The organism is Blautia marasmi, from assembly GCF_900258535.1.
GTDB lineage: Bacteria > Bacillota > Clostridia > Lachnospirales > Lachnospiraceae > Blautia > Blautia hominis.
In genome coordinates, this window is record NZ_OIWX01000001.1 from 96,540 (window position 1) to 120,098 (window position 23,559).

A 23,559-nucleotide genomic window follows, 5' to 3' on the forward strand; every position below is an offset into this window, starting at 1 on the left:
CACATCCTCCTTATATTTTCTGCTTTTCCAGCATCAGATCAAGTATAATACGGTTTGCATCCTTCATACCCGAATTGCCTAGGATCCCCAGATTTTCCAATGTCTTTTCCACATTTATATGGACGATTCCATCATGGCTGTCCGCTCCGCTTCCGTTCAGTGCCATATTGGCCGCACGCACGGCAGACTGGACGGCGGTTGCTATTTTCAGGGCACAGCCCGGTTTTGCCCCGTCACAGACAACACCGGAAATATCGGCCACCATGCTGTTGACTGCCCAGGTCATCTGCGCATAACTGCCGCCCAGCATAAAGACAATGCCGCATGCCACGCCTATGGCAGAAGAGATGGAACAGCCGCAGAGGACGGAAAGCCGCCCCAGGTAATGTTTGGTATGTACCGTAAGTAAGATACTCAGGGCTAAGGCACGCAGGATCTTCTCCTCCTCCATCCCCAGTTTTTCTCCAATAGCTGCAATGGGAATAGTTGCCGTCAATCCCTGGTTGCCGCTTCCGGCTGCACTCATCACAGGTTTTTCGCATCCCGCCATCCTAGCGTCCGCCGCAGCTGCTGTCATGGCAGCCGCATAGTTGGCTGCATCCTGACCTACGAGTCTGTTCTCTGTTCCATCCATGAGATTTTTCCCCACCTGAAGACCATATCTGCGGTTGATCCCTTCCAGGGCGATCTCCCGGTTCATCCGGATGACCTCCCTTAAAAATTCCAGTTTTTCCAATTCGACGCGCTCTGAAAAATCAAAGATTTCCTCCAATGTAACCGTATAAGGCTCCTTTTCGGACTCCCCTTCTTTCTTCTTTTTCCGCTCCTTCTGATAGCAGATCCTGCCGTTTTTTTCCACATAGATAATATTCTTATGTGTTTCCGCTGTGACTGCTTTGGCTGTCTCACTACCTGCCCGCACCTGTACTTCTATGTAGATTTTTTCCTCTGTGGGAGCAAGCTCTATCCGTACCTTTCCCTGTTCTGTCAGAGCCTTTGCCATCCTCTTTTCCCCGGCACTGATATGGCTTAAGATCATCAGTTCCTTCTTAGGTCTGGCGGATAATGCCCCCAGAGCCACTGCAATATCCAGCCCCGTCATACCTATCCCCGGAATTCCCACATTCATGGCATTCTTTAAGATATACTGGCTTGTCTTTACCGTGATCTCCTCCGGTATCTGCCCCAGACATGCAGCCGCACAGGCCGCTGTCAGGGCAGCGGCTGCAGGCTCTGTACATCCAAGCGCCGGAGCTATCTCCCGGTGAAGCAGACTTTGATAAAATGCCCTTCTGCTATCCTCCATATTCTGTCCTCCGCTAATTTCCATCTGTTTTTTTACACCTGTATTTCTTTGGTGTCATCCCCATCTCCTGTTTAAATATCCGTATAAACTGAGACGTATCATTATACCCAACCATAGACGCGATATCCGTGATCGAGTAAGTATCTTTCTCCAAAAATTCCCTCGCTTTTTCCACGCGCAGCCGGCGGATATACGCGGAATAACTGATACCTGTTTTCTCTGTAAAGAGATGGCTTAAATACGCCGCGTTCATATAAAACACCTTTTCCGCCAGCATCCGGATGGATATATCCAGGTGGTAATTTTTCCGGGCATATTCCTTCATGCCCCGGATAATGTCTTCTCCTTTTAAAGTCTGTCCGTTAGAACCGCAGGTGCAGTATTCCTCTGCAGTCTCTAAAAGCCTCTGTTTCATCTCCTCCATATGGGAGAAATCTATGAGCCGCAGCCTGGGAATGGGCCTGCCAGCCGCCTGATGGATCAGCACGGCTGCCTGTGCAAGAAATATCTCCAGACTGTCCACATGGATCCTTCCTTTTTCCTCCATATGGCAGAATATCTCACACAACGCAGACTGTATCTTATCCCTGCTCTTTCTCTCCAGGGAAATCTGCAGATAGTTCTTCTGTTCCTCCGACATTTCATACTTCACTGCTTTAATCCCGGCGACCACACGGTATTCCAAAAGATGTTCATCACTGTAAATCTTATTCTCCACTGCAACAGTGGCCTGGGCAAGTGCCCTTTTCAGTTCCCCCGGTGTCTTACATTCCGCGCTTATACCCAGATAACAGTCATACTCCTCTTCCAGAAGTTTCTGTATGATACGTTTCTGCCGGAACCGGCTCTGTCCGTCAGCCTCCATAACAAGCATCCAGATATCCTTCTCAAGCTCTATCAGACGAAAAGCAGTCCATACTTCCTGCCCGTATATGTTGTGGAGCCAAAGCATGAATTCCTCCCGGTCAGGATATCTTCTCCCTGCAAACCAAAGGACCAGCACCTGATATTTCCAAAAGACTTTGCCAAACATCCGCTCTGCCAGCAGATCTTTTCCTGCTTCCTCCTCCTGCACACTCTGGGCAATGAATCTGGTTACCATATCTTTTCCCGAGAACATAGCCTGCTCTTTTTTTCTTGTATTCTGCTGCCTGAATTTCATTATAAATTCTTTCAGCTCCCCGTCCTCTATGGGCTTCAGCAGATATCCCTCCGCCCCAAATTTTATAGCGGATTTGGCATAGGTAAAGTCCGCATAGGCGCTGACCATGATAACTTTTGCTTCCGGATCTTCTTTCTTTATCTCTTTGAGCAGCTCCAGGCCGTCCATCTTAGGCATAAGGATATCCGTGAATACCAGATCCGGCTCTTCCTGTCTGAAGAGTTCCAAGCCCTGCTCCCCGTTCTGGGCTTCCAGAATGTGGAATTCCCGCCCGAGATCCAGCTCCAGAATCTGTTTTTTCATAGACTTTCTGGCGTAAATTTCGTCCTCAGCAATCAGTATTTTCATCATCTGCGCATACCTTCTTTCTGAAAAAAGTTTACCCCTTCACAGAACCGGCTGTCAAACCTTTTATAATATGTTTCTGCCCCATACAGTACACGATCAGCATGGGCAGCATGGACATCAGATAAGCGGTAAAGGCCATGGTATAATTAAAGGAATATTCCGTTTTGAAATTATACTGGAACAGCGGAAGTGTCCAGATTTCCTTGGAGCGGTTCAGTATCAGCAGCGGAAGCATAAAGTCATTCCAGATCCACAGAAGATCCATGATCAGCAGCGTGGCCAGCATAGGCTTCACCAGGGGAAGGACAATGCGGACGTAGGTCTGAAATACATTACATCCGTCCATATAAGCAGATTCCTCAATCTCAAAAGGCAGCCCTCTGATGTAGTTTACAAACAAGAATACGCCCTGGGTCAGACTATATGCCGCATAGAGCAGGATCAGCCCCTGGCGGTTCAGCATGTTGAGATTTGTCATCAGTTTCGTAACCGGAAGCATGATGACCTGGGAGGGGATAAAGAGTCCCATAAGCAGATAATAATACACCCCTTTGTAATACTTCCTGTTAAAATTTCTGGCTATGGCGTAGGATACTGAGGGAACCAGGATAAGAATAAGCCCCACGGATACAGCCGAAATGATCAGAGAGTTTTTCGCAAATATCCAGTAATCATTGTTCCGGAACAGTTCCTTAAAATTGTGCAGGTTCAGTCCTGACGGGAGGGCAAAAAAGTCTTTTCCGGCCTCCTCCAGCGTTTTAAAGGAGTTAATAACAACCAGATACAAGGGAAACAGAATAAGAAAAAGCCCCATAAGAATCAGGAGATTTCTGAGAATGATCCATCCCATACCTTCTTTTTTCACTTTCATTCGTGGACTCCTCCTTTACTGGTAAGCTTTAACTGCGTCAGGGAAAAGACAGCCACTACTAAAAAGAGTACACATGCCTCTGCATTTGCCATGGAAAAACGCATATTTTTAAATGCATCATTATAGATCAGGATACCGATCACTTCCGTGGACCGAACCGGGCCTCCTCCCGTCAATGCAAAAGGAAAATCAAAAGACGTAAATCCCTGTTTGACCATCAGCACCAGATTTACAGTCAGCGTTGGCACCAGATACGGAAATGTCACGAACCGAAACCTCTGAAAAGGGGTGGCTCCGTCCATCTTGGCTGATTCATACTGTTCATCCGGAATCTGCTGCAGACCTGCCACAAAGATAACCGTGGGAAGCGCCACAGCCTGCCAGATATGTACAAACACTACAGCCGGAAGAGCGGTCTTTCCCGTCATAAGAAGACTCTGGGACAGCCATCCAATGCCCAGCCCCTGGCCCAGCAACGGGACCACTCTGTAAAAAAGCTGGTCCCAGATAAGGGCAATGGTGATTCCTCCGATCATTGCGGGAACAAAAAATACAGATTTGGTAAAGGTCTTAAATCTTTTCAGTGAATTCAGTGATAAAGACAGTGCCAGGGATAGAGTTACAACCCCCGCCACCAAAAGAATACTGTAGCACACTGTTGTTTTTAAGGAACCCCAGAAATTGGGATTTTTGAACAGGGAAATATAGTTCTTAAGCCCTACCATACGAAATGTGGTGGACATCCCATCCCAGTCTGTAAAACTGTAGCGGATGCCATTTATCACGGAATATACATAAAAGAAGCTGTATAGGACCACCGGTATCAGCGTAAAGCCAAAATAAATCCATTTTCCGGAGCCTTTTTTCTTCCATTTTGTCTCCATTCTTTCAACCCCCTTATAGAATACTCAATTTTTTGTAAAGGAAACGGCAGCCCCATGCAGGCACTGCCGTTTCTCTGCATATTCCGTCCTATTCCGCAGATGTGATAGCAATGGATTCATCCATCTGCTTCAGGTAATCATCCACGTTTTTCTCACTCCAGAAGCCCTGAGTCACATTGTAAAGGTCTGTCACCACGTTGTTGTCAATGGTGGAGGCCATCCAGTCATGCACCTGTCCGTCAGAAATCAGCTCCAGCATCGGCTGTACCCCCTCATCTTTGTGAACCACACCGGTAATACAGGAAGGCGCGCCCTCCGCGTCACAGAAAAGCTGTGCATTTTCCGGCTGTGCCAAAAATTCCAGGAATCTGTAAGCACCGGCTTTTTCTTCCTCGGAGGCTTTGGCTGAAATGCAGACAGCCGCATCAATGCCGGATAATGTGTTTGTAGTCTCTCTTGTGTCATTGGGAAGAGGGAAGACTCCCAGCTTCAGATCAGGATTGGCGATCATAATGGTGCCGCGGGCATAGGAACCGGTAATACACATAGCGTACTGCCCGTTGGCAAAGTTCTCATAGCACTGCATGTCTGAAAGTGCCAGGGCATCCTCATTGCTGTAATCCAGAAGGGTAAGCATTTTCTCCGCAGCTTTTTTGAAACCTTCATCTCCTTCTATCTTCCCTTCCCCTGCTACTGCTTTCTCGATGGTCTCCACACCTTCCGGGTCAAAAGCCACCGTACAGCACTGGAATGTGTGTCCGACACGTCCGGGATCTTTTCCGTGAAGCCCAAGAGGGGTCACGCCCTTTTCCTTTAGGGCATTGCATACATTTACAAATTCTTCCCACGTTTTCGGCACTTCCAGGTTGTTTTCTTCAAAGATTTCCATGTTGTACCAGACACCCATATAGTTGCGGCTGAAAGGAAGCGCATAATATTTTCCGTCCTCCTGCTTTGTCATATCCAAGGCTGACTGTTCCACATTTTCCAGAAAATCTTGTTCCGACAAATCCTGCACATACCCATTAGCCACCTTCTGATGGAACTGAAGCTGTGTGGGGAAGTCCGTAAAAATTACCGGTATATCACCGGATGCCACACGGGATGTAAGGACTGTGGGCGCGTCGGGAACGGTATTCATCTCAATCTTAATATCAGGATTCTGTTCATTGAATTTGTCTATGATGTTCTGGTATCCTACCTGGGCAGCTTCCTCTGATTTCTGCTGGAAAAACTCCAGTGTCAATACATCCCCGCTGCCCTCCTCTTTGTTCTCTGCCTTGTCCTTGGCCTCTTCTTTTTTGCTTTCCCCCTGTGTATCACTGGCCTCTTTTGCGCCGCTGCTGCAGCCTGCCAGACTGGAAACCGCCATTGCTGTACACAATAAAACCGCTAATTTCTTTCTCATGAGCACTCTTCTCCTTTTTTATATGTATGCGCTGCCTTCACTGCCTCCCGGATATAGTCAAGGCGGATGCCTTCCCCCTGTATGGTGCAGTCTGCCCCGATCATGATCCCTTCGGTTCCGAAACTATCAAGCACTGCCTGTACCTCTTTTCGTATCTCCTCTTTTGGTCCGTGAAGAATATTCCCCTTGTTGTTCAGTCCGCCCAAAATAGCACAGGAAAAGTGCTCTCTGCCCTCTTCCAGGCGGTATTCATTGTCTTTTACAGACCAGTTTGCCAGGTCTGCCGGATAATCATAAAACCAGTCCACATGTGTTTGAAAAGCATATTCCGGTTCCCCGCAGATATGAAGAATATTATACTTATCTTTCCTTTGCTCCGCCACTTGTAAAATCTGTAGATCAAAGGGACGAACCAGCTGCTCCCACTCTTCTTTTGAAAATCTGCCTTCCTCACCAAACTGTGCCGAATAATAAATACCGTCCGCACCTGCATCCAGATATGCCTTCGCCCATGCTTCAAGCCCGTCCGCCAAATTTTTGATTCCCGCCATGACTGCTTCAGGGGCCTCTTTGCTGTACTTCATAAGCACATCATCCCCAAAGGCTATGGATGCCGCCTTGAATGGACCGAACATGGTCTGGAAAATCAGAACCTCTTCCCCTGCACGCTCTTTTATGCCCCTGATTACGGCTGTCATTTTTTCCATCTCCCGGCTGTCTGTCCCTTTTATGCCAATATGATACCAGTCCTCGGCGCAGTGTATTTCACCTGTGACCGGATACGCATAATCCTGCATGATCTTAATGACATCCATATCTGTTTCCCGGTAAAGTTTTAAGTGCTCCTCAATCATCTCCTCCACTGTAAAATCCGGCTTGTAATGGAACCAGAAACCGGCTGGTACAAAGTCTACTTCTTTCCGCTCCATAACTGCTTTTACACGCTGTGCCTTGTTCATTTTTTCATTTCCCCCTGTTGTATTTGATGAACTCATTATACCTAAGGGGATGTCTGTAAAATAGGATTTTTCTTAGATAAAATATATAATTATTTTTAGTTTTTCTCATATTTTTTATCTATTTCTCCTCTTCTCCTTGTAATCATTTCACTTTCAGCCTATAATTTCAACATATCAAACCACAGGAGACAAGAAATGAAACTACAGGATTTTTCTTACAGAACCCAGATATTTTTTTCCTCACTTCTGCTTGTCATTCTGCCCACTATTATCCTGGGCATTGCCACAGCAAACAGGACCTCCAATGAGGTGCAGGAGGATTTCAGCCGCTCTATGGACACGATCACCACACAGGCCAATCTGACACTGGACACACTCCTTCAGGATGCTACCAAGGTTGCTGACCTACATATACTGAATAAGGATATCCGAAAAATTATGATCACCAATTATGAGGATGATCTCCTTGGCTATTCCCAGGACAGTTACCTACTCTCCTCCCAATTAATACAGGCAAACCGTCTGAATTCCAATGTCACTACCTGTATGTTCAAAAACCGGTATGACTACACTTTTGAGTACAATATTCCAAGTGTGAAAGACCAGAACACAATTCTGGATCACATGGATGACTGGGCCGGAACGGCAAGAAATTCTGATTACTATACCTATTTTGCCCCGGTACAACAGTCCTCCTCAGTGAAAAAAAGTATTCTCCCCATGGTGAAAGTCCTGTACGACAGTTATACTTTTAAGGAGATTGGAATCTGTTATGTGGGCATTAATTTTTCTGCTGTGGAGAATATCGCCAACTCTGCCCAGACCCAGAATAATGTAATGCTCATTTACAATGCGGACGGCGGGCTTGCCTATTCTTCTGATAAGGATTTTATAGGGAAGGATGCCTCTCCTGACTTAAAAAAAGCCATACAGGACTTTAATCAGAAGATAACAAAAGAAAGCTCTGTACGGACAGAAAAGCTGAATATAGGCTCTGACTCTTATCTGATCAATGGTTGCTACAATAAAACCACGGGATGGCATATTGTACATTTTATGAATAATTCTCTGATCACCCAGGCTTACCGGAATAATTTATATCACTATGCAGGTATTTTTTTACTGGCGATCTTTCTGGGTCTGATACTGGCCGCTCTTCTTTCCAGGGGGCTGACCCGCTCCATACGGCAGCTCTGTGAAAAGATAGATTCCAGAGATACCTCCAATTACAGCGATATTACTGTGGAAGGCCGTATTTCCAATCAGGAACTGCAGAAGGTGGTACACAGTTTTAACCGGCTGAACAGCCGCCTGACCCAGAGTATACAGCAGAATTACCAAAGCCGTCTGAATGAACAGCAGATGCATATTCAGGTTCTTCAGGCACAGATCAACCATCATTTTCTGTACAATACCCTGAACGTGATAAAGTCCCTGGCTGATATCCATAATGTTCCGGAAATCAAGACCATTGCCATGTGCATGTCTGAACTGCTGCGCTATAATCTAAAAAAAGTTCCTATTGTATATCTGAAAGAGGAGCTTTTGCAGATTCAGCGCTATATGACCATACAGAACATCCGGTTCCCGGGGAAGTTTTCATTTGATTATGACGTTCCCGACGAATTTCTGGGCTTGGAAATTCCTGCTTTCATTTTGCAGCCTTTTGTGGAGAATGCCATTGGCCATGGTTTTTCCGAAAAAGAAGAAAACTGCTACATCAGTATAAGTGCAAATCTGGAAGGAAATACCCTGCATTTTTTCATCGCGGACAATGGACAGGGCATGAAAAAAGAGGAACTGGAAGAACTGATAGATTCTCTTGATAAAGAGATTGATTTCCCTGCTGACACTTCCTCTCATCATTCCATAGGTATCCGGAATGTACAGCAGAGGATTCAGAGCTATTACGGAAAAGAATACGGGCTCACCATTGAGAGCTTTCCCGGACAGGGGACTCTGATCGATATTGCGCTTCCTTATGGAAAAAAGCCTGTACTTCCCTGTACGGAACAAAAAAATGCAAAACAATAGAAAGCTCCCTCTGCGAACTTTCTATTGTCATAAATAAAACACCGGATGCACCAACGCTTCCCCAAGCGCTGATGCATCCGGTTTCTATATGGATATACCTTCTCTTTTCCCCAAAATCTACTGCCGGTTTATTTCCGTTTCATTTTCAATACAAGATGTCTTGGCAGACCATTTACCATGATCGGCTGGTAGTCGCCCTGGATCAATGGTTTTACATAGTCCACAAAATCCTTTGTCACATATGTAGCATCTTTGTTCATCCAGCTTCTCGGAACCAGTTTTTCTTCATTTGCGATTCTATGCACATCATAGATTCCTGTGGCACTCATATACGGATCATCAGATACACGGTCGATAACCACCATCTTGCCGGTATCCCCTTCATCTGCAGCCTTGACTGCAGCACCGCCAACCATAAAGGCCTCATCAATATCCACACGGGATGCCATATGGGAAGCGCTTCTCTGAAGTGTGGAAAGCTCTACAGCCCTTGTCTTGCATCCGCACTCTGCTGCCAGGAAATTAGCCAGATATGTAGCGGTTCCCTGAAGCTGCTTGTGACCGAACGCGTCCACATAATCGCCAACACTGCCCAGTTCACACACATACCGTCCGTCAGCCAACTTGATCCCCTCTGAGACAGCGATCACAATCGATGACTTTTTCTTCAGCAGTTCTTTTACTTTATGTAAGAACCGCTCAATATCAAAGGCCGCCTCCGGAAGATAAATCAGATCCGGGCCATCGCAGTCCTCCGTTTTGGCCAGGGCTGTGGCACCTGTCAACCACCCGGCATTACGTCCCATGATCTCCATGATGGTGATCATATTTTTCTTATAAGTAAGACCCTGTGCGTCGCGGATGACCTCTTTCGTAGATGCACCGATGTATTTTGCTGCGCTTCCGAAACCAGGTGTATGGTCTGTCAGGGCCAAATCATTATCAATGGTCTTCGGCACACCTAAAAACTTCTGTGTCTGCCCTGTCAGGATGGCATAATCGGATAACTTTTTAATGGTATCCATGGAGTCATTGCCGCCGATATAAATAAATGCATAAATTTCCAGCTTGTTCAGTATTGCAAATATTTTTTCATAGATTGCCTTATCTTCATGTATCTCCGGCATTTTAAACCGACAGGAACCTAAGAATGCGGATGGTGTTCTTTTCAACAGCTCTATATCCAATTCGGAATGAATCTGTGTGGAAAGGTCTACATACTGTTCGTCTAAAAGTCCCTGAATTCCGTGAAGCATGCCGTATACCTTGTCGAAGCCTCTCTCAATTGCGTTTTTATATACGCCTGCAAGACTGGAGTTGATAACGGATGTGGGTCCACCTGACTGTCCTACAATGATATTTCTTTTTTTTGCCATTTTGCCTCGTCCTCCTTGTATTTCATTACCACTGACGATTATTATAGCAAAAAAATCCGGAAGTGGCAAGGCCCTTCTGGATTTTTTGCATATTAATTTACATTATGTTCTTGTTTTTTTGTACTTTTTGCACAATTCTTTAAATTCCGTCATCATTCCCCTTTGCTTTTATCTGCTCAAAGAGATCTTTATAATACTGAATAGAAAATTCACCGGGTTTTCTCTCATTGGCCGTATGCTGGTCTGCCAGCTCCTGGGTATACTCATTCAGTTTATAAATGCCATAAGTACGGCTGTCATGATTGTAATGCATGAGCAGCGGAATGAATTCATGTTCCGGAATCTGTATGGCTCCTGTTTTTACATCTTTTTTGATCGTGATCTTAGCCATTGCCCCTAAAAGGCTGGGCAGATCATTCTGCGTTGAGGTAAAGTTTCCAAGTGAATAATAAACCAGCATTTTATGGCCGTCCTCCCCGGTGAGAGTCTCCATGGTGCGGATGACATGGGGATGGGAACCAATGACAATATCCACATCCTCCTCCAAAAACAGATTTACCCACTGCCTTGTCTGGTCATCCACATCCTGCACATATTCATCCCCTACATGCATGACCACAATGACCACATCTGCCGCTTCCCTTGCTTTTTTTATATCTGCTCTGGCTTTTTCCTCGTTAAAGACATCTATCATATAGGATTTATCCTCCGCAAGGGGGATATCATTTAACCCGTAAGTATAATCAAGCATTGCCAGTTTTAATGCTTTGCACTGTATGACTGTCATGTTATCCGCATCTGCCTGGCTTTCATGGATCCCCAGTATACGGGTATCCGCATGGTTCTCTTTCCACCATTTCATGGTATATTCAATAGAATCTGTTCCTTTATCAAGAATATGATTTGTCGCATGGGCCACCACGTCAAATCCGGTATGCACCAGCGCGTCTCCGAATTCCGGCGGTGTTCCGAAGGAAGGATATCCTGATATATCCTCACGGTTCTCCACAAATACAGTCTCCTGGGTTACCAGCGCCAGGTCCGCTGCCTCCACATCCTCCTTTACCGGCTGATAAATAGCATCATAGTTCCAGTCTCCTGACTCTGTCATTCCGGATTCCCGCATCCCTAGATGTGCAATGTTATCTCCCACAGCCAGAAAATCAATGATATTTTCTTCCTGCTCTTTTTCAAGGGCTGCCTCCTGCTGCTTTTTCTTTTCTGCCGCCGCTGCCGCTGCTTTTGTCTTTGAATATCGGACCGCGGAAACGACTCCCAGTATCACGCACAAAACTATGGCTGTTATGACTGCCCCTGTGCGTATGAACTTTTTCTTCAGTTCTTCCTCGCGTTTTAGTCGGAGTTCCTCCCGCTTCCTGTCTTTCTCCCTCTCTTTTTTGCGTGCCTCTTCCACTTCATCCATGTTGTTCTCCCCTTATTTCCCCTTCAGATCTGCCGGAATCTGTCCGGCCTACAGGTGCAGATGCCCTTATATGATCCGGCAAAGTTCACGTGCTGCGTGCAGGGAAGCGTAAATTTACATCCGCCTCCGCCGCTTGATGATTTTTAATATAGACAACTGTTCCGTACCTTCACAACCACAAGCAAAAAGCCAAATGAAATCGCCTTGGGATGGGATTTTTGCTTGCCTGCCAAATGTTTTTGCAGTCAGCGCGGTAAAGGTGCACCTGCTGAATAGTTATAAATATAGTTTCATTATACTGTGTTTGTCAAAAATTGTCTATATTCAGCAGCATATATCTCCAAATTTTTCCATTATTTTTAAGTTTATCTTTAATATATATCTTTTATAATATGGATTTCCTCCAGTAAAACAAGGCCGGTAATCTTATTTAGGCTGATGCTTTTGTTTTTCCTCCAAATAAGAGGTCATAGCTTTGTACAACACAATCAGCGCACACGAAAGGATTATGCCTCCTATAATATCCGTAAACCAATGAACCCCTGATATAAACCTCCCTGCAACTGTCACCCCGATCAGGAGACTTGAGATGCTGTCCAGGATCCATAGCCGAACCCTTTTCCCTGCAAACAGATGATGGAACACTATCATGGCTGTACCCATGATACAGATCACGATCATTGTGTGTGAGGAAGGGTAAGATGCTTCCAGACTCTTATCCATAATAATGGGTCTGTAATTAACAACGAAATATTCAAACAGAACATAAATTGCCACAACCAGGATATAGTAAACACCCAGAAGCAAAAGATAGGGATCAACTTTGAATAAACTCTTTCTTTTCACAAGCTGATACAACCCCAAGCCGGCAAATCCCATGGCAAATATGATGGCAATGACCCCCAGCCAGTCTGTGATATGGTACCACAAAAGATTCACACCAAACAGTTCAAATATCAGCCGGTTAAGTGAGGCAAAACCCACCGCGGACTCTTTCGGGCCAATAGGCTGCACATCCACTTTTGCGATCATAACGGTAAAAACTGTAAAAAATAAAAATAAAGTTCCTGTCAAAATAAATTTTCTCTGTGTTTTTTTACTCATGTTTTATCCTCTTTTCTCTGTCATTTTGCATTCTGCAGACTGCACCTTTATTATTGTCAGACGCAGCTAAAAAGAGCAAGAAACCTACTGTCACAACGGCAAAAGACCCGTGATACTTATCGTATCACGGGCCTTTTTCCTTTATTATCGCTTATTTCATGCCATTTTTCTTGATCAGCAAAACCACTTTGACCATAAACAGCATAAACAGAAAGACGGTTACATATGGCTGTTGAGACATGGCAAAAAAGGTGATGGTCAGAGCATGCAAAAGGATAGAACCGGTTTTGCACAGATTTATTTTCTTCTCATCTTTTAAATTCTGTATAAACAGTTCAACCGCGCCAAACACTGTCAGAGATATAAGTAATACATAGTAAATAGTTTTTATAGGAGCAGAGATCGTCGTATTGGAGAACAGTGTCACCATACGGATATAATCTTTGTCCTCTTGTCCGAAAAGAGGAAAAATGAAAAAGACGGCTGTGATCATATCCAATATTCCAAATATCAGCCCATATATGGTGTTAATATTTGACCTGTTTTCTTTTTCCGCCAAAGTCAGCAATTCCTTGCCGGAGAGCAGATCATCAATGGAAACAGAAAACAATTCAGAAACAGCTTTCAGGGATTCAATATTAGGATATCCTTTTCCGCTCTCCCATTTGGAAACAGCCGCTCTCGATACATAGAGCTTTTCCGCAAGCTGTTCCTGAGTCAAATGCTTCTGTTTCCGGAGATGCTGCAGCTTCTCATTAAATTCCATTTTACATGCCTCATTTCTGTTTTTCTCCCCATATTATATACGGACAGGAGTAAAATAGCAAATAAAACAGGAGCATGACAAAACATATACCGGAGGCGGGGTAAACAGCAGCTCCGCTTCTTCTCTTATCCCTTGATACCCGTGGAAGCGATTCCCTCCACATAATACTTCTGCAGTACAATAAACATAATGAGCATAGGGATCGCTGAAATAGTCAGTGATGCCATAATAGGTCCGTAGTTGATCGGTTTGGAACCGAAGAAAGTCTGTATGGCAAGCTGAATGGTCCTCTTCTCCTCCCCTGTCACCACAAGCAGAGGCCACATAAAGTCATTCCAGTGGGCCACAAAATCCAGGATCAGAACTGTAGCATACACCGTTCCTGAAATGGGCATCACAATCCTGAAAAATGTTTTTATTGGCCCGCATCCGTCAATGGCTGCTGCTTCCAGAAGATCGTTTGGAACATCCAGGAAGAACTGGCGGAACATGTAAATGCTGAAGCATTTTGCCACAAAAGGAACAACAAGCGCTGCCCACTGATTGATCCATCCCAGGTCAGCCATCTCCCTGTACATAGGAAGCATAATGGCTTCCGGCGGAAATACCATAAGACTGATCACTAATGTAAGAAGGATACTTTTTCCCTTAAATTCAAATTTTGCCAGTGCATAACCACAGATGGAGTTCACAAACAAATCCAGTACCACAATGACAAATACATAAAACAAGCTGTTGCAAATGAATTTCCACATATCAATCCTCTGGAACACCTCCAGATAATTACTAAGAGACGCACCTGTGGGAATAAATGTACTCAGGGAATTCAGGCCCTTAAAAATACCTGCTTCCGGTTTCAGGGATGAAGAGATCATCCAGATAAGAGGGGATACAAAAATCAATGCAACCAGCGTATTCCCTATATAAAATGCTGCATGTCCCAGACGTTTTCTCTGTTTCTGTGTCATAGTTCTCCACTCCTTCCTAATCCGCTTTAATCAGTTTCTTCATACCCAGGGACAAAATGACTACAATAACGAAGAAAACCGCAGCCACTGCACAGGCATAACCAAAGTTACGTTTCTGAAATCCCTGTTCATACACATAATACACCATAGTCCTGGTGGAATTCTGAGGACCACCTTTTGTCATAACATAAGGCTGTGTAAAAAGTTTCATTGCCTGGATGACCGTGATCATGATCACATATTTTATTACATTTTTTAACCCCGGCAAAGTGACATAGAGGAAGCTTTTTAAACTTCCTGCACCGTCAATAGATGCAGCTTCATACTGCTCTATCGGAATCCCCTGCAGTCCTGCCAGAAAAATCATCATCTGATAGCCTGCCCCCTGCCATGCCGACATGAAAATAATGGAATTCATAGAGGTCTTGGGATCATTTAAGAATCCACAAGGTTCCATTCCCAGCTTTACCAGCAGTGCATTTAAAAGTCCGCTGTCAGGATTAGAGTTGTAAAGTACCGTCCAGAGGATGGCCACTACAACCATGGAGGTAACCTGGGGGCTGAAATATGCAGCCCTGAAAATAGAGACTCCTTTTCTCTTGGATGAAATGAGCATTGCCAGTGCCAAGGCCAGAACCGTCTGAAAAGGCACCACCAGCACGGTAAAGTGCAGTGTATTCGTCACCGCCTTCCAGAAATCGCCGTCCCGGAACAATTCCAGAAAGTTGTTAAACCCACAGAACTTAATATGGTCCGGCCTCATAATATTGTAATCGGTAAATGCATATCTGATAGTCTGCAGTGCCGGATATATTAAAAATGATGCCAGCAGAATCACTGCCGGAATGACAAACAGATATGCTGCTTTCTTTTCACTGCGTTTGTTTATAGCTTTTTCCATCTTTCTCCTCCTCCCCGGAATCAGTCTTCCTGCGCGTAATACTTGTTATAATCCTTATCTGTATCTTCTGCTACCTTATCAAGTGCTTCTTTTGGATCCACTCCTGTAAAAATATTCACCATAGCTTCTGAAAATCCTGCGGAGAGCACGCTGTAGGATGGTGTCCTCGGTCTTGGATGTCCGGTCTCCATGAGCTGTTCTTTGAACAGGGAGCGGGGATACTCATTATATTCCGTAAGCACATCATAGCTGGACTGCCTTGTGGGCGGCTTAGAAATCGCCTTGGCATATGTAGTCACATTGTCCGCGGAAAACAGATAATTCATTACTTCCTTCACCGCGTCCTTGTCCTGCGTATCCCTGGTCACAGCTGCGGCCCAGTCTCCAGTGGGTGAAGTGGGAATTCCGCCGTTGTCTGCAACAGGAAAGTAGGTAACACCCCAGTTTAAGTCAGGGTAATCTTTTTCTAGTGTGGCAACCTCCCAGGAACCGCCCAGCATTGTGGCTGCTCTTTCATTGTGAAACTCTTTCTGGATAGGGTCCAGATTGGCATATCCGTTCTGGATCAGTCCGTTTAAAAATGTGGCGGCCTCCACACCGGCCTCACTGTTGATATAACCATCCGCTTTGCTGCCATCCTCACTGACCAGATCTGTGCCGGCTGAAATCCAGAACTGTTCCAGCACATAGGGAATGCCTTCCCCTTTATCCATAATGATGTTCGTTCCCATCACACCGTCTTTTGTAAGCTTCTCTGCCGCCTCCGCAAACTCGGACCAGGTCCAGGCATCCTCCAGTTTATCCGGCGCCTTTATGCCTGCTTCATCCAGCATATCCTGATTATAAAAGAGAGCTACCGAACTTTCCGTTGCCCCGATCGCATAGATTTTTCCGTCATACGTCCCCTGGTTCTTGGTAGAATCCAAAAAATCATTCCAGTCAGCCTCTGTAAACATATCATCCAGAGGCTGAATAATGTCATTTGCCGCATATACGGAAACCGTAGGCCCGTCCACGAACAAAATATCCGGCAGGTCCTTGGAGGTGATCGCTGCGTTTACCTTATCCTCGTACGCATAAGAATCCGCCCGCACTATAGCTTCCCTTTTCAGATGGATCTCTCCCCTGTGCTCCTCATTAAATGCAGCGATCTTTTCCTCCCACCACTCTTCAATGGCCGGTTCATCGCTTGGACTCCAGATCGTGATGACAGATTCCCCGTCCTTATTCACCCGTTCTTTTGTACTTCCGCATCCGGATATCATGGATGACATTACTGCCGCTGCAAGAAGTATGGCAACTACCCGTTTTCTCATTTCCCTCTCTCCCTTCTCATTGCTATTACTGCCAAATAGACTGCATCTTTGAAACCTCGGCCTGTTTTACTGCCCAAGGCTTTGCCACCTCCAGGACAAAACATCCGTCTTCCGCGGAGTTGTAGAACAGTTTGGTACCTGCTGCCTCCCCTCCGTTTAAATAGATTTCCACGACTCTTCTGTCTACAAAAATCTCCATCTGTGTTACGGTATCCACATCTGCGGGAAATACGGCACACTCACTTTTTACACCGAATGTGCGGATTCCTGTAAATCCCTTCTCCTTTATAAAACGTATCTCTTTCTTTCCGTCCCTGCCCAGCAGAAGGTTAAAATCCGTATCTTCCGAAAGGGTAATCCCCGCGTAAAAACTGTTTCCCGGTATGTGCTGCAGGTTAATATTTTCTTTCTCACCGGTATAGAGATTGTGGCCTTTCAATGTATGGATTTCCTCCACCGGGGACATATAAAGCTTATTCTTCTTCACATGCAGCACTCTTGGTATCGTTGTGCTTCCATAGGCACCGTTCTCCACTTCCACATGTTCCCCATAGAAATCGGAGATCCATCCAATGGCGATCCTTCTTCCCTCGTGTTCAAAGCTCTGCATGGCATAACAGTTACTTCCAAAATCATACCATCCCATACTTTTCACAGAAAATTCCTCATCTTTGAATTCCCCTATGTAATAACGGGACATCTGATACCTTCCGCTGGCATCCCTATGGCACATAAGAGCGCCCCAGGCAGCAAAACTGCCATCCAAAGGGAAAAAGTCCGGACATTCAAAACAGCGGACGCCCTCCTCTTCCTCTGTTAGCAGGGATTTCACATAACTCCAATGTTCCATATCCCGGGACTTATACAACAGGATGGCTGCCTGCCCGTTCATGGTACTGGCAAGGACCATGTACCACATATCGCCAATTTTTACAACCTTAGGGTCCCTGAAATCAAACGATGCACCCTTAGGCCGCTCCTCAATCACCAGCTTCTCCGGTTCAAATTCCAGCATATCATGGCTTCTTGTCATCCATTGCTGCTGCACGGTCTCCTCACCGTCCTCCATAGGCCCCAGATGCCTGGTCAGATAAAAGACCGTCTCGTTTTCCAGCGCTATGGCACTCCCGGAAAATGCTCCGCCTTTCAGCATATCCGCCTGTTCCAACACCTCTTTCTGAGGCTCCAGGACAATGGGGAGATGGGTCCAGTGTACCAGATCCGGGCTTACCGCATGTCCCCAGTACATATTATTCCACTCCTGCCCATGGGGGTTATACTGATAATACATATGATAATATCCCTGATACCAGCAAAGGCCATTTGGATCATTCATCCAGTTTTTCCAGGGTGCAAAGTGATATTGTTCCCGGTACGGGGTGTCATAGTATTCTGCCGCTTCCCGGGTGCTCAGACATTGTCCTCCATCCATAGGATCTATATAGCGGATTCCTTCTTCCAGGATCTTTTCGCAGCCGCTTAAATATGCCAGCGATATTTCCGCCTCCCGGCTGATGATCTCATAACAACTCTGCCTTTTTACCGGAAGTTTCAGCCACCGGTAATATTTCTGACCCGCATCATATCTGCACTCCCTGCCCTCTGTGTCTCTCAGTATCACATATCCATTTTTCCCCTCCGCTGTCCTGAGCAGAATTTCCAGACATGTATACTCGCCTGTTTGTATCATATTCTCGCCTCCTGTATCGCTCATTGTAAAACCGGTTCTATAATTATTTCCCTTTGATTCTAGCATTTAATTTGCCATTTTAAGTAAATGCGGAACATTTTCATGGAACCCGTTCCATATAAATGAGTATAGGATGCTTTGACGGGTTTGTCAAGACCTTTTCCGTATGAATTCATAAGGCATGAAAGAAGGCCTGTGTTTTTCTTGTGCACTTTGCACAAACACAGGCCATTACTCATTTTTTATATGAATTTTATCCAAATATGATTACCTATTTTTATAAGTTATCCGCAACACTGATTTGCTTTTATCTCAAAGAGTTGTTCCTCCAAACTGCATTTCCACATCTAAAATCTGTCTGTGAGGCACACCTTTCCTCTCCTCCACCAAATCCAGAAGGGTATTTACGCAGAGTTCTGCCAATAATTGTACATTCTGCCGAACCGCCGTCAGCCTGGGGTATACCATACGGGTCACATCCATACCGTCAAATCCTATGATCTTTACTTCCTCCGGCACCCGGATGCCCTTCTGCCGCACTGCATTCATACAGGCGATCGCAGCCATATCCCCCCCAAACACTCCGTCAATGTCCGGGTGCCGGCCAAGGAACTTCTCCATTCCTTCATAGTGGGCATTCCAGTCAAATACGTTCCAGTCCATAACCATGTCCAGTATCTCTACACCCTGTTCCTGCATAACCTGCTTAAAGACACTGTGGCGTTCCTGGGCGGCAACGCCAGGCGCAACACCGGATACCTGCAGAACCTTCCTGCAGCCGTTCTTCACCAACAGTTCTGCTGCCATACGTCCTCCCATAGCGTGATCGCTTCCTATGAGAGGAATGCCGGGACCAAATTCCCTGTCTATGGAAACAATAGGTTTCTTCCGTTTCAGATACTCCTCCCCGTCCAGTGAATGAGCCCCTGTAATAATACCGTCCACCATATTTCTGTCCAGCATATCCAGATAATCCTTTTCCCTGTCACTGATGCCTATCGTATTACAGATCATGGTTTTATAGCCCTGGCGGTAAAGCTCCATCTCAATATGCTTTGCCAGACAGGAGAAAAAGGGATGGTCCAGGTCCGGCACCATAACCCCCACAATGCCGGTCCTGTTTCTGTAGAGATTTCTGGCAAGCTCATTAGGCGTATATCCCAGCTTCCGGACTGCCTTTTCAATCTTTTTTTTCGTGTCCGGTGACACGTAACCGGTTCCATTCAAAGCCCGCGAAACAGTACCCACACCCACACCGGCTTGTTTCGCCACATCTCTGATACTGGCCATTCAAACTGCACCTCTTTTCATGTAATATAACAGAAGCTGCTGCACCGCCCATGTTTGGCCGGATACAGCAGCATAATATCATTTCTTACGACAATGATCAGAAAGCCATTTTTTCTTCAAAATAAGCTTTCAAATCCTGGATCTTTACCCTCTCCTGCTCCATTGTGTCACGGTCACGCACCGTAACCGCTCCGTCTGTCTCAGATTCAAAGTCATATGTCACGCAGAATGGAGTACCAATCTCGTCCTGACGACGGTAACGTTTTCCGATATTTCCCCTGTCGTCATATTCACAGTTGTAAAGTTTGGACAGCTCCCGGTAAATCTTTTCTGCGCCTTCATTCAGTTTTTTGGACAGCGGCAGAATACCAATCTTTACAGGTGCCAGTGCAGGATGGAAATGCAGTACCGTACGCACATCATTTCTCTCTGCATCCAAAACTTCCTCATCATACGCACTGCACAAAAATGCCAGCACCATACGGTCAGCTCCCAGGGAAGGCTCAATAACATAAGGAATATATTTTTCATTGGTCTCATCATCAAAATATGTCATGTCCTGGCCGGATACATTCTGGTGCTGCGTCAGGTCATAGTCGGTTCTGTCCGCGATCCCCCACAGTTCACCCCATCCGAATGGGAACAGGAATTCCACATCTGTGGTTGCCTTGCTGTAGAAACTCAGCTCCTCTTTGTCATGGTCACGGTAACGAACTTCCTCGTCCTTCAGACCCAGGCTGTGCAGCCAGTCAAGGCAGAACTGTTTCCAGTAAGCAAACCATTCCAGGTCCGTGTCAGGCTTACAGAAAAATTCCAGCTCCATCTGCTCGAATTCACGGGTACGGAACGTAAAGTTACCGGGAGTGATCTCATTACGGAAGGATTTTCCCACCTGTCCGATACCAAAGGGAAGTTTCTTCCTGGATGTTCTCTGTACATTTTTAAAGTTTACAAAAATACCCTGTGCAGTCTCAGGTCTTAAATAAACTGTATTTTTTGCATCCTCAGTCACACCCTGGAAGGTCTTAAACATCAGGTTAAACTGGCGGATATCTGTAAAATTGTGTTTGCCGCAGGTGGGACAGGGAATCTGATGTTCTTCAATGAACTCCATCATTTTCTCCTGGCTCCAGGAATCCACACTGCCCTCAATGGCAATCCCTTTTTCTGCACAGAAATCCTCAATGATCTTATCAGCGCGGAAACGCTCATGGCACTCTTTACAATCCATCAGCGGATCTGAAAAACCGCCCAGATGGCCGGATGCCACCCATGTCTGGGGGTTCATCAAAATGGCACAGTCCACACCTACATTGTATGGGCTTTCCATGATGAATTTCTTCCACCATGCCCTTTTCACATTATTTTTCAGCTCCACGCCAAGGTTGCCATAATCCCAGGTATTGGCAAGTCCTCCGTAAATCTCAGAACCCGGATATACAAATCCTCTGGATTTGGCAAGTGCTACGATTTTTTCCATGGTCTTTTCCATCGTGTTATCTCCTCGACTTTCATCTATTTCTTTATTCCCGCCGGCAACGAGCCAAGTGGCATACATATATGCATATTTGGCGGCTGCCGCGTGGTAACAGTTCAGACAGGTCTGCGCATTTACTGCGCTGACCGTATGAAAAAGTAGTGCCAGCTTTATCCAGCCCATCGCGAAGCGATTTTTAATGGCTGGATGCGTAACGGTTCAGCTTATCTGAACTGTTACGCCGCGTGAATCAGCAACCCCGTTGCTTCAGTGAGGCTGTTGACTTTTCAAGGCTGCCGGTACATGATCACTGACTGCCTGTCACAGCCTTATAAACTGTTTTTCATGCTGCGCACCGCAGATATGCCCGCAAACGATTCTACTTAACTTATAGAATTGCCAAAGACACTACTGCGAATAGTAACATTATAACCGCTATATGTCTTCTTTTCAACCTCTATCTGCCTGAAAATCTACAAATCTGTTACTATTCACAGTGCTATCCCGCGAGGTGTTTTTATACGCTTGCGCATGACAATCCCAAGGCAGCCAGCGCGATATGGGGCAGAATGCTCCATATCTGTGCATGGCGAAATAGGTTAACCTCTCCCTATTCCCCCTCCATCATCTCCAGGACCTGAAGGCTCTTCATCTTTTTGTCTATGTACTTCCCTGTATATTCCCTCATGACTTTCTGCATGATCGCCAGCACCTCCGGTCTGACCGTAAAAGTATAGAGCCTGGAAATCTCTGATGCCGCAATATACTGAAGCGCATACAGGGAGGAGGCATCCAAACGGATACTCTTATACCTTTCCTTCCCGTCCGCACAGCCATCACAAAAAACACCGGATCTTTCTGCCGAAAACCAGTAAATCTCCTCCTGCTTCCCACATTTCATGCATTCAAACAGATTGGGATATTCCCCATTGATCACCATTGCCTTTAGCTCAAAGATGCAGCGAATCAGCCTGTTGTCAATCTTTTCACTGACCAGTGCTTTCATGGTAACATAGAGCAGATTCAGCATTTCCTTCTCATCTGTGAACTCCCTAGAATAATAATCCGCAAATTCCAGAAAATAAAAGCCATAATAAACTCCCGGCTGTCTGGAAGCCAGTTCCGTGAAATAATTGAGCACAGAGGCGGATTTCATCTGATAGCTGGTTCTTCCCTCATAGACAGAAAAGGTTCCAAATACAAAGGGATTGGCCACGGCAAGAAGGGAGCTGTTCTGCCGTCTCGCTCCCTTTGCAAATACCGTTATTTTTCCGCGCTCTCTTGTGAGAAGCACCAGCCTTTTATCAAAATCCCCCACCGGCATGGAGGTTAACACCATGCCGGTCACCTGTACTGTATCTGTCATATCTCTTTTTTATCGTATCCGAAATTCTTGATCAGATAGTCACTGTCTCTCCAGTCTTTTTTAACCTTTACCCAGAGTTTCAGATTTACCTTCTGCTCCAGCATCCGCTCAATCTCAAACCGGGCTGCACTTCCGATTTTCTTCAGCATGACTCCCTGCTTGCCAATAATGATCCCCTTGTGGGATTCACGTTCACAAATGATCGTGGCCTCAATATCCACAAGATTTCCTCCGGGACGTTCCTTCATAGTATCAATCGTTACGGCAATGCCGTGGGGAATCTCCTCCTCCAGGGTCCGCAGCGCCTTCTCCCGTATCATTTCAGCCACGATCTGGCGCTGGGGCTGGTCTGTCACGGTATCCTCATCGTAAAACTGAGGCCCATAAGGCAGATATTTAAAAATGCTGGTGATCACGGTCTCCAGGTTCTGCCCTCTGAGCGCAGATGCGGGGATGATCTCCGCAAAGTCCATAATCTTTCGGTAGGCGTCAATAAAACTCAGAACTTCTTCCTTCTTCACAGTATCTACCTTGTTGATAACTAAGATCACCGGCAGATTTCCGTTTTTCAGTTGTTCTGCAATGTGGCGCTCTCCTGCACCGATAAATGTGGTTGGCTCTACCAGCCAGAGGATCACATCCGCATCCTTAAAAGTTCTCTCCGCCACATTTACCATATATTCACCCAGTTTGTTTTTTGCCTTGTGGATACCAGGTGTGTCTAAAAAGACAATCTGTCCCTCCTCACAGGTGTAAACCGTCTGAATTTTATTTCTGGTTGTCTGAGGCTTCCTGGATGTGATGGCGATTTTTTGTCCGATCAAATGATTCATTAATGTGGATTTTCCTACGTTTGGCCGACCGATAATCGCCGCAAATCCTGATTTGTAGTCTGTTTTCATATATTCTC

19 protein-coding genes are annotated in these 23,559 nt (G+C 45.7%); 1 reads left to right on the top strand and 18 read right to left on the bottom strand.

All coding sequences use genetic code 11. The features are described from left to right. Positions 1 to 10 precede the first annotated feature (10 nt). The 6 genes from C6P39_RS00440 to C6P39_RS00465 all read right to left on the bottom strand — a co-directional run bounded on the left by C6P39_RS00440 (position 11) and on the right by C6P39_RS00465 (position 6,938). Positions 11 to 1,306, bottom strand: a complete 1,296-nt coding sequence (locus C6P39_RS00440; RefSeq protein WP_158661413.1) for an L-cysteine desulfidase family protein — start codon at positions 1,304 to 1,306, stop codon at positions 11 to 13. Between the two features lie 13 nt (positions 1,307 to 1,319). After that, positions 1,320 to 2,819, bottom strand: a complete 1,500-nt coding sequence (locus C6P39_RS00445) for a response regulator (protein WP_104802406.1) — start codon at positions 2,817 to 2,819, stop codon at positions 1,320 to 1,322. 28 nt (positions 2,820 to 2,847) lie between these two features. Beyond that, positions 2,848 to 3,687, bottom strand: a complete 840-nt coding sequence (locus tag C6P39_RS00450; RefSeq protein ID WP_095174246.1) for a carbohydrate ABC transporter permease — start codon at positions 3,685 to 3,687, stop codon at positions 2,848 to 2,850. Further along, positions 3,684 to 4,571 carry a carbohydrate ABC transporter permease gene (locus C6P39_RS00455; protein WP_104802407.1) on the bottom strand — a complete coding sequence of 296 codons (888 nt, stop codon included), beginning with the start codon at positions 4,569 to 4,571 and terminating at the stop codon, positions 3,684 to 3,686. The genes C6P39_RS00450 and C6P39_RS00455 overlap by 4 nt, the downstream gene beginning before the upstream one ends. 88 nt (positions 4,572 to 4,659) lie before the next feature. After that, a complete protein-coding gene (locus C6P39_RS00460; RefSeq protein ID WP_242986843.1) occupies positions 4,660 to 5,979 on the bottom strand; it encodes an ABC transporter substrate-binding protein in 1,320 nt (439 codons plus the stop codon). Continuing rightward, positions 5,976 to 6,938: a uroporphyrinogen decarboxylase family protein gene (locus C6P39_RS00465; protein WP_104802409.1), complete on the bottom strand. Its 963-nt coding sequence runs from the start codon at positions 6,936 to 6,938 to the stop codon at positions 5,976 to 5,978. The genes C6P39_RS00460 and C6P39_RS00465 overlap by 4 nt, the downstream gene beginning before the upstream one ends. Before the next feature lie 195 nt (positions 6,939 to 7,133). On the opposite strand from C6P39_RS00465, the gene C6P39_RS00470 reads away from it, so the two are divergent. Then, entirely contained in the window at positions 7,134 to 8,972 is a 1,839-nt protein-coding gene (locus tag C6P39_RS00470; protein WP_104802410.1) for a sensor histidine kinase, read from the top strand. A 128-nt stretch (positions 8,973 to 9,100) separates the two neighbouring features. Here C6P39_RS00470 and C6P39_RS00475 read toward each other — a convergent pair whose 3' ends face one another. The 12 genes from C6P39_RS00475 to era form a co-directional block, all read right to left on the bottom strand. Next, positions 9,101 to 10,348, bottom strand: a complete 1,248-nt coding sequence (locus C6P39_RS00475; protein WP_095174236.1) for a 6-phosphofructokinase — start codon at positions 10,346 to 10,348, stop codon at positions 9,101 to 9,103. Positions 10,349 to 10,487: 139 nt separating this feature from the next. Then, positions 10,488 to 11,771 (bottom strand): CapA family protein, encoded by a 1,284-nt coding sequence (locus C6P39_RS00480; protein WP_104802411.1) that lies wholly within the window; start codon positions 11,769 to 11,771, stop codon positions 10,488 to 10,490. A gap of 426 nt (positions 11,772 to 12,197) precedes the next feature. Continuing rightward, positions 12,198 to 12,875, bottom strand: a complete 678-nt coding sequence (locus C6P39_RS00485; RefSeq protein WP_104802412.1) for a phosphatase PAP2 family protein — start codon at positions 12,873 to 12,875, stop codon at positions 12,198 to 12,200. A 151-nt stretch (positions 12,876 to 13,026) separates the two neighbouring features. Further along, a complete protein-coding gene (locus C6P39_RS00490) occupies positions 13,027 to 13,641 on the bottom strand; it encodes a helix-turn-helix domain-containing protein (protein ID WP_104802413.1) in 615 nt (204 codons plus the stop codon). A gap of 125 nt (positions 13,642 to 13,766) precedes the next feature. After that, positions 13,767 to 14,609 carry a carbohydrate ABC transporter permease gene (locus C6P39_RS00495; RefSeq protein ID WP_065541078.1) on the bottom strand — a complete coding sequence of 281 codons (843 nt, stop codon included), beginning with the start codon at positions 14,607 to 14,609 and terminating at the stop codon, positions 13,767 to 13,769. A 16-nt stretch (positions 14,610 to 14,625) separates the two neighbouring features. After that, positions 14,626 to 15,510 carry a carbohydrate ABC transporter permease gene (locus tag C6P39_RS00500; protein WP_104802414.1) on the bottom strand — a complete coding sequence of 295 codons (885 nt, stop codon included), beginning with the start codon at positions 15,508 to 15,510 and terminating at the stop codon, positions 14,626 to 14,628. A 20-nt stretch (positions 15,511 to 15,530) separates the two neighbouring features. Continuing rightward, the gene (locus C6P39_RS00505) at positions 15,531 to 16,826 is read right to left on the bottom strand and encodes an ABC transporter substrate-binding protein (RefSeq protein WP_104802415.1); all 1,296 of its coding nucleotides are present in this window, start codon (positions 16,824 to 16,826) and stop codon (positions 15,531 to 15,533) included. A gap of 25 nt (positions 16,827 to 16,851) precedes the next feature. Next, positions 16,852 to 18,516: a glycoside hydrolase family 32 protein gene (locus tag C6P39_RS00510; RefSeq protein ID WP_104802416.1), complete on the bottom strand. Its 1,665-nt coding sequence runs from the start codon at positions 18,514 to 18,516 to the stop codon at positions 16,852 to 16,854. 312 nt (positions 18,517 to 18,828) lie between these two features. Further along, a complete protein-coding gene (locus tag C6P39_RS00515) occupies positions 18,829 to 19,806 on the bottom strand; it encodes a LacI family DNA-binding transcriptional regulator (RefSeq protein ID WP_104802417.1) in 978 nt (325 codons plus the stop codon). Between the two features lie 97 nt (positions 19,807 to 19,903). Continuing rightward, a complete protein-coding gene (locus C6P39_RS00520; protein WP_104802418.1) occupies positions 19,904 to 21,298 on the bottom strand; it encodes a glycine--tRNA ligase in 1,395 nt (464 codons plus the stop codon). 595 nt (positions 21,299 to 21,893) lie between these two features. Continuing rightward, on the bottom strand, positions 21,894 to 22,649 hold the full coding sequence (recO, locus tag C6P39_RS00525) for a DNA repair protein RecO (protein ID WP_104802419.1): 756 nt from the start codon (positions 22,647 to 22,649) through the stop codon (positions 21,894 to 21,896). Further along, positions 22,646 to 23,551 (bottom strand): GTPase Era, encoded by a 906-nt coding sequence (era, locus tag C6P39_RS00530; RefSeq protein ID WP_095174211.1) that lies wholly within the window; start codon positions 23,549 to 23,551, stop codon positions 22,646 to 22,648. The genes recO and era overlap by 4 nt, the downstream gene beginning before the upstream one ends. Positions 23,552 to 23,559: the final 8 nt, after the last annotated feature.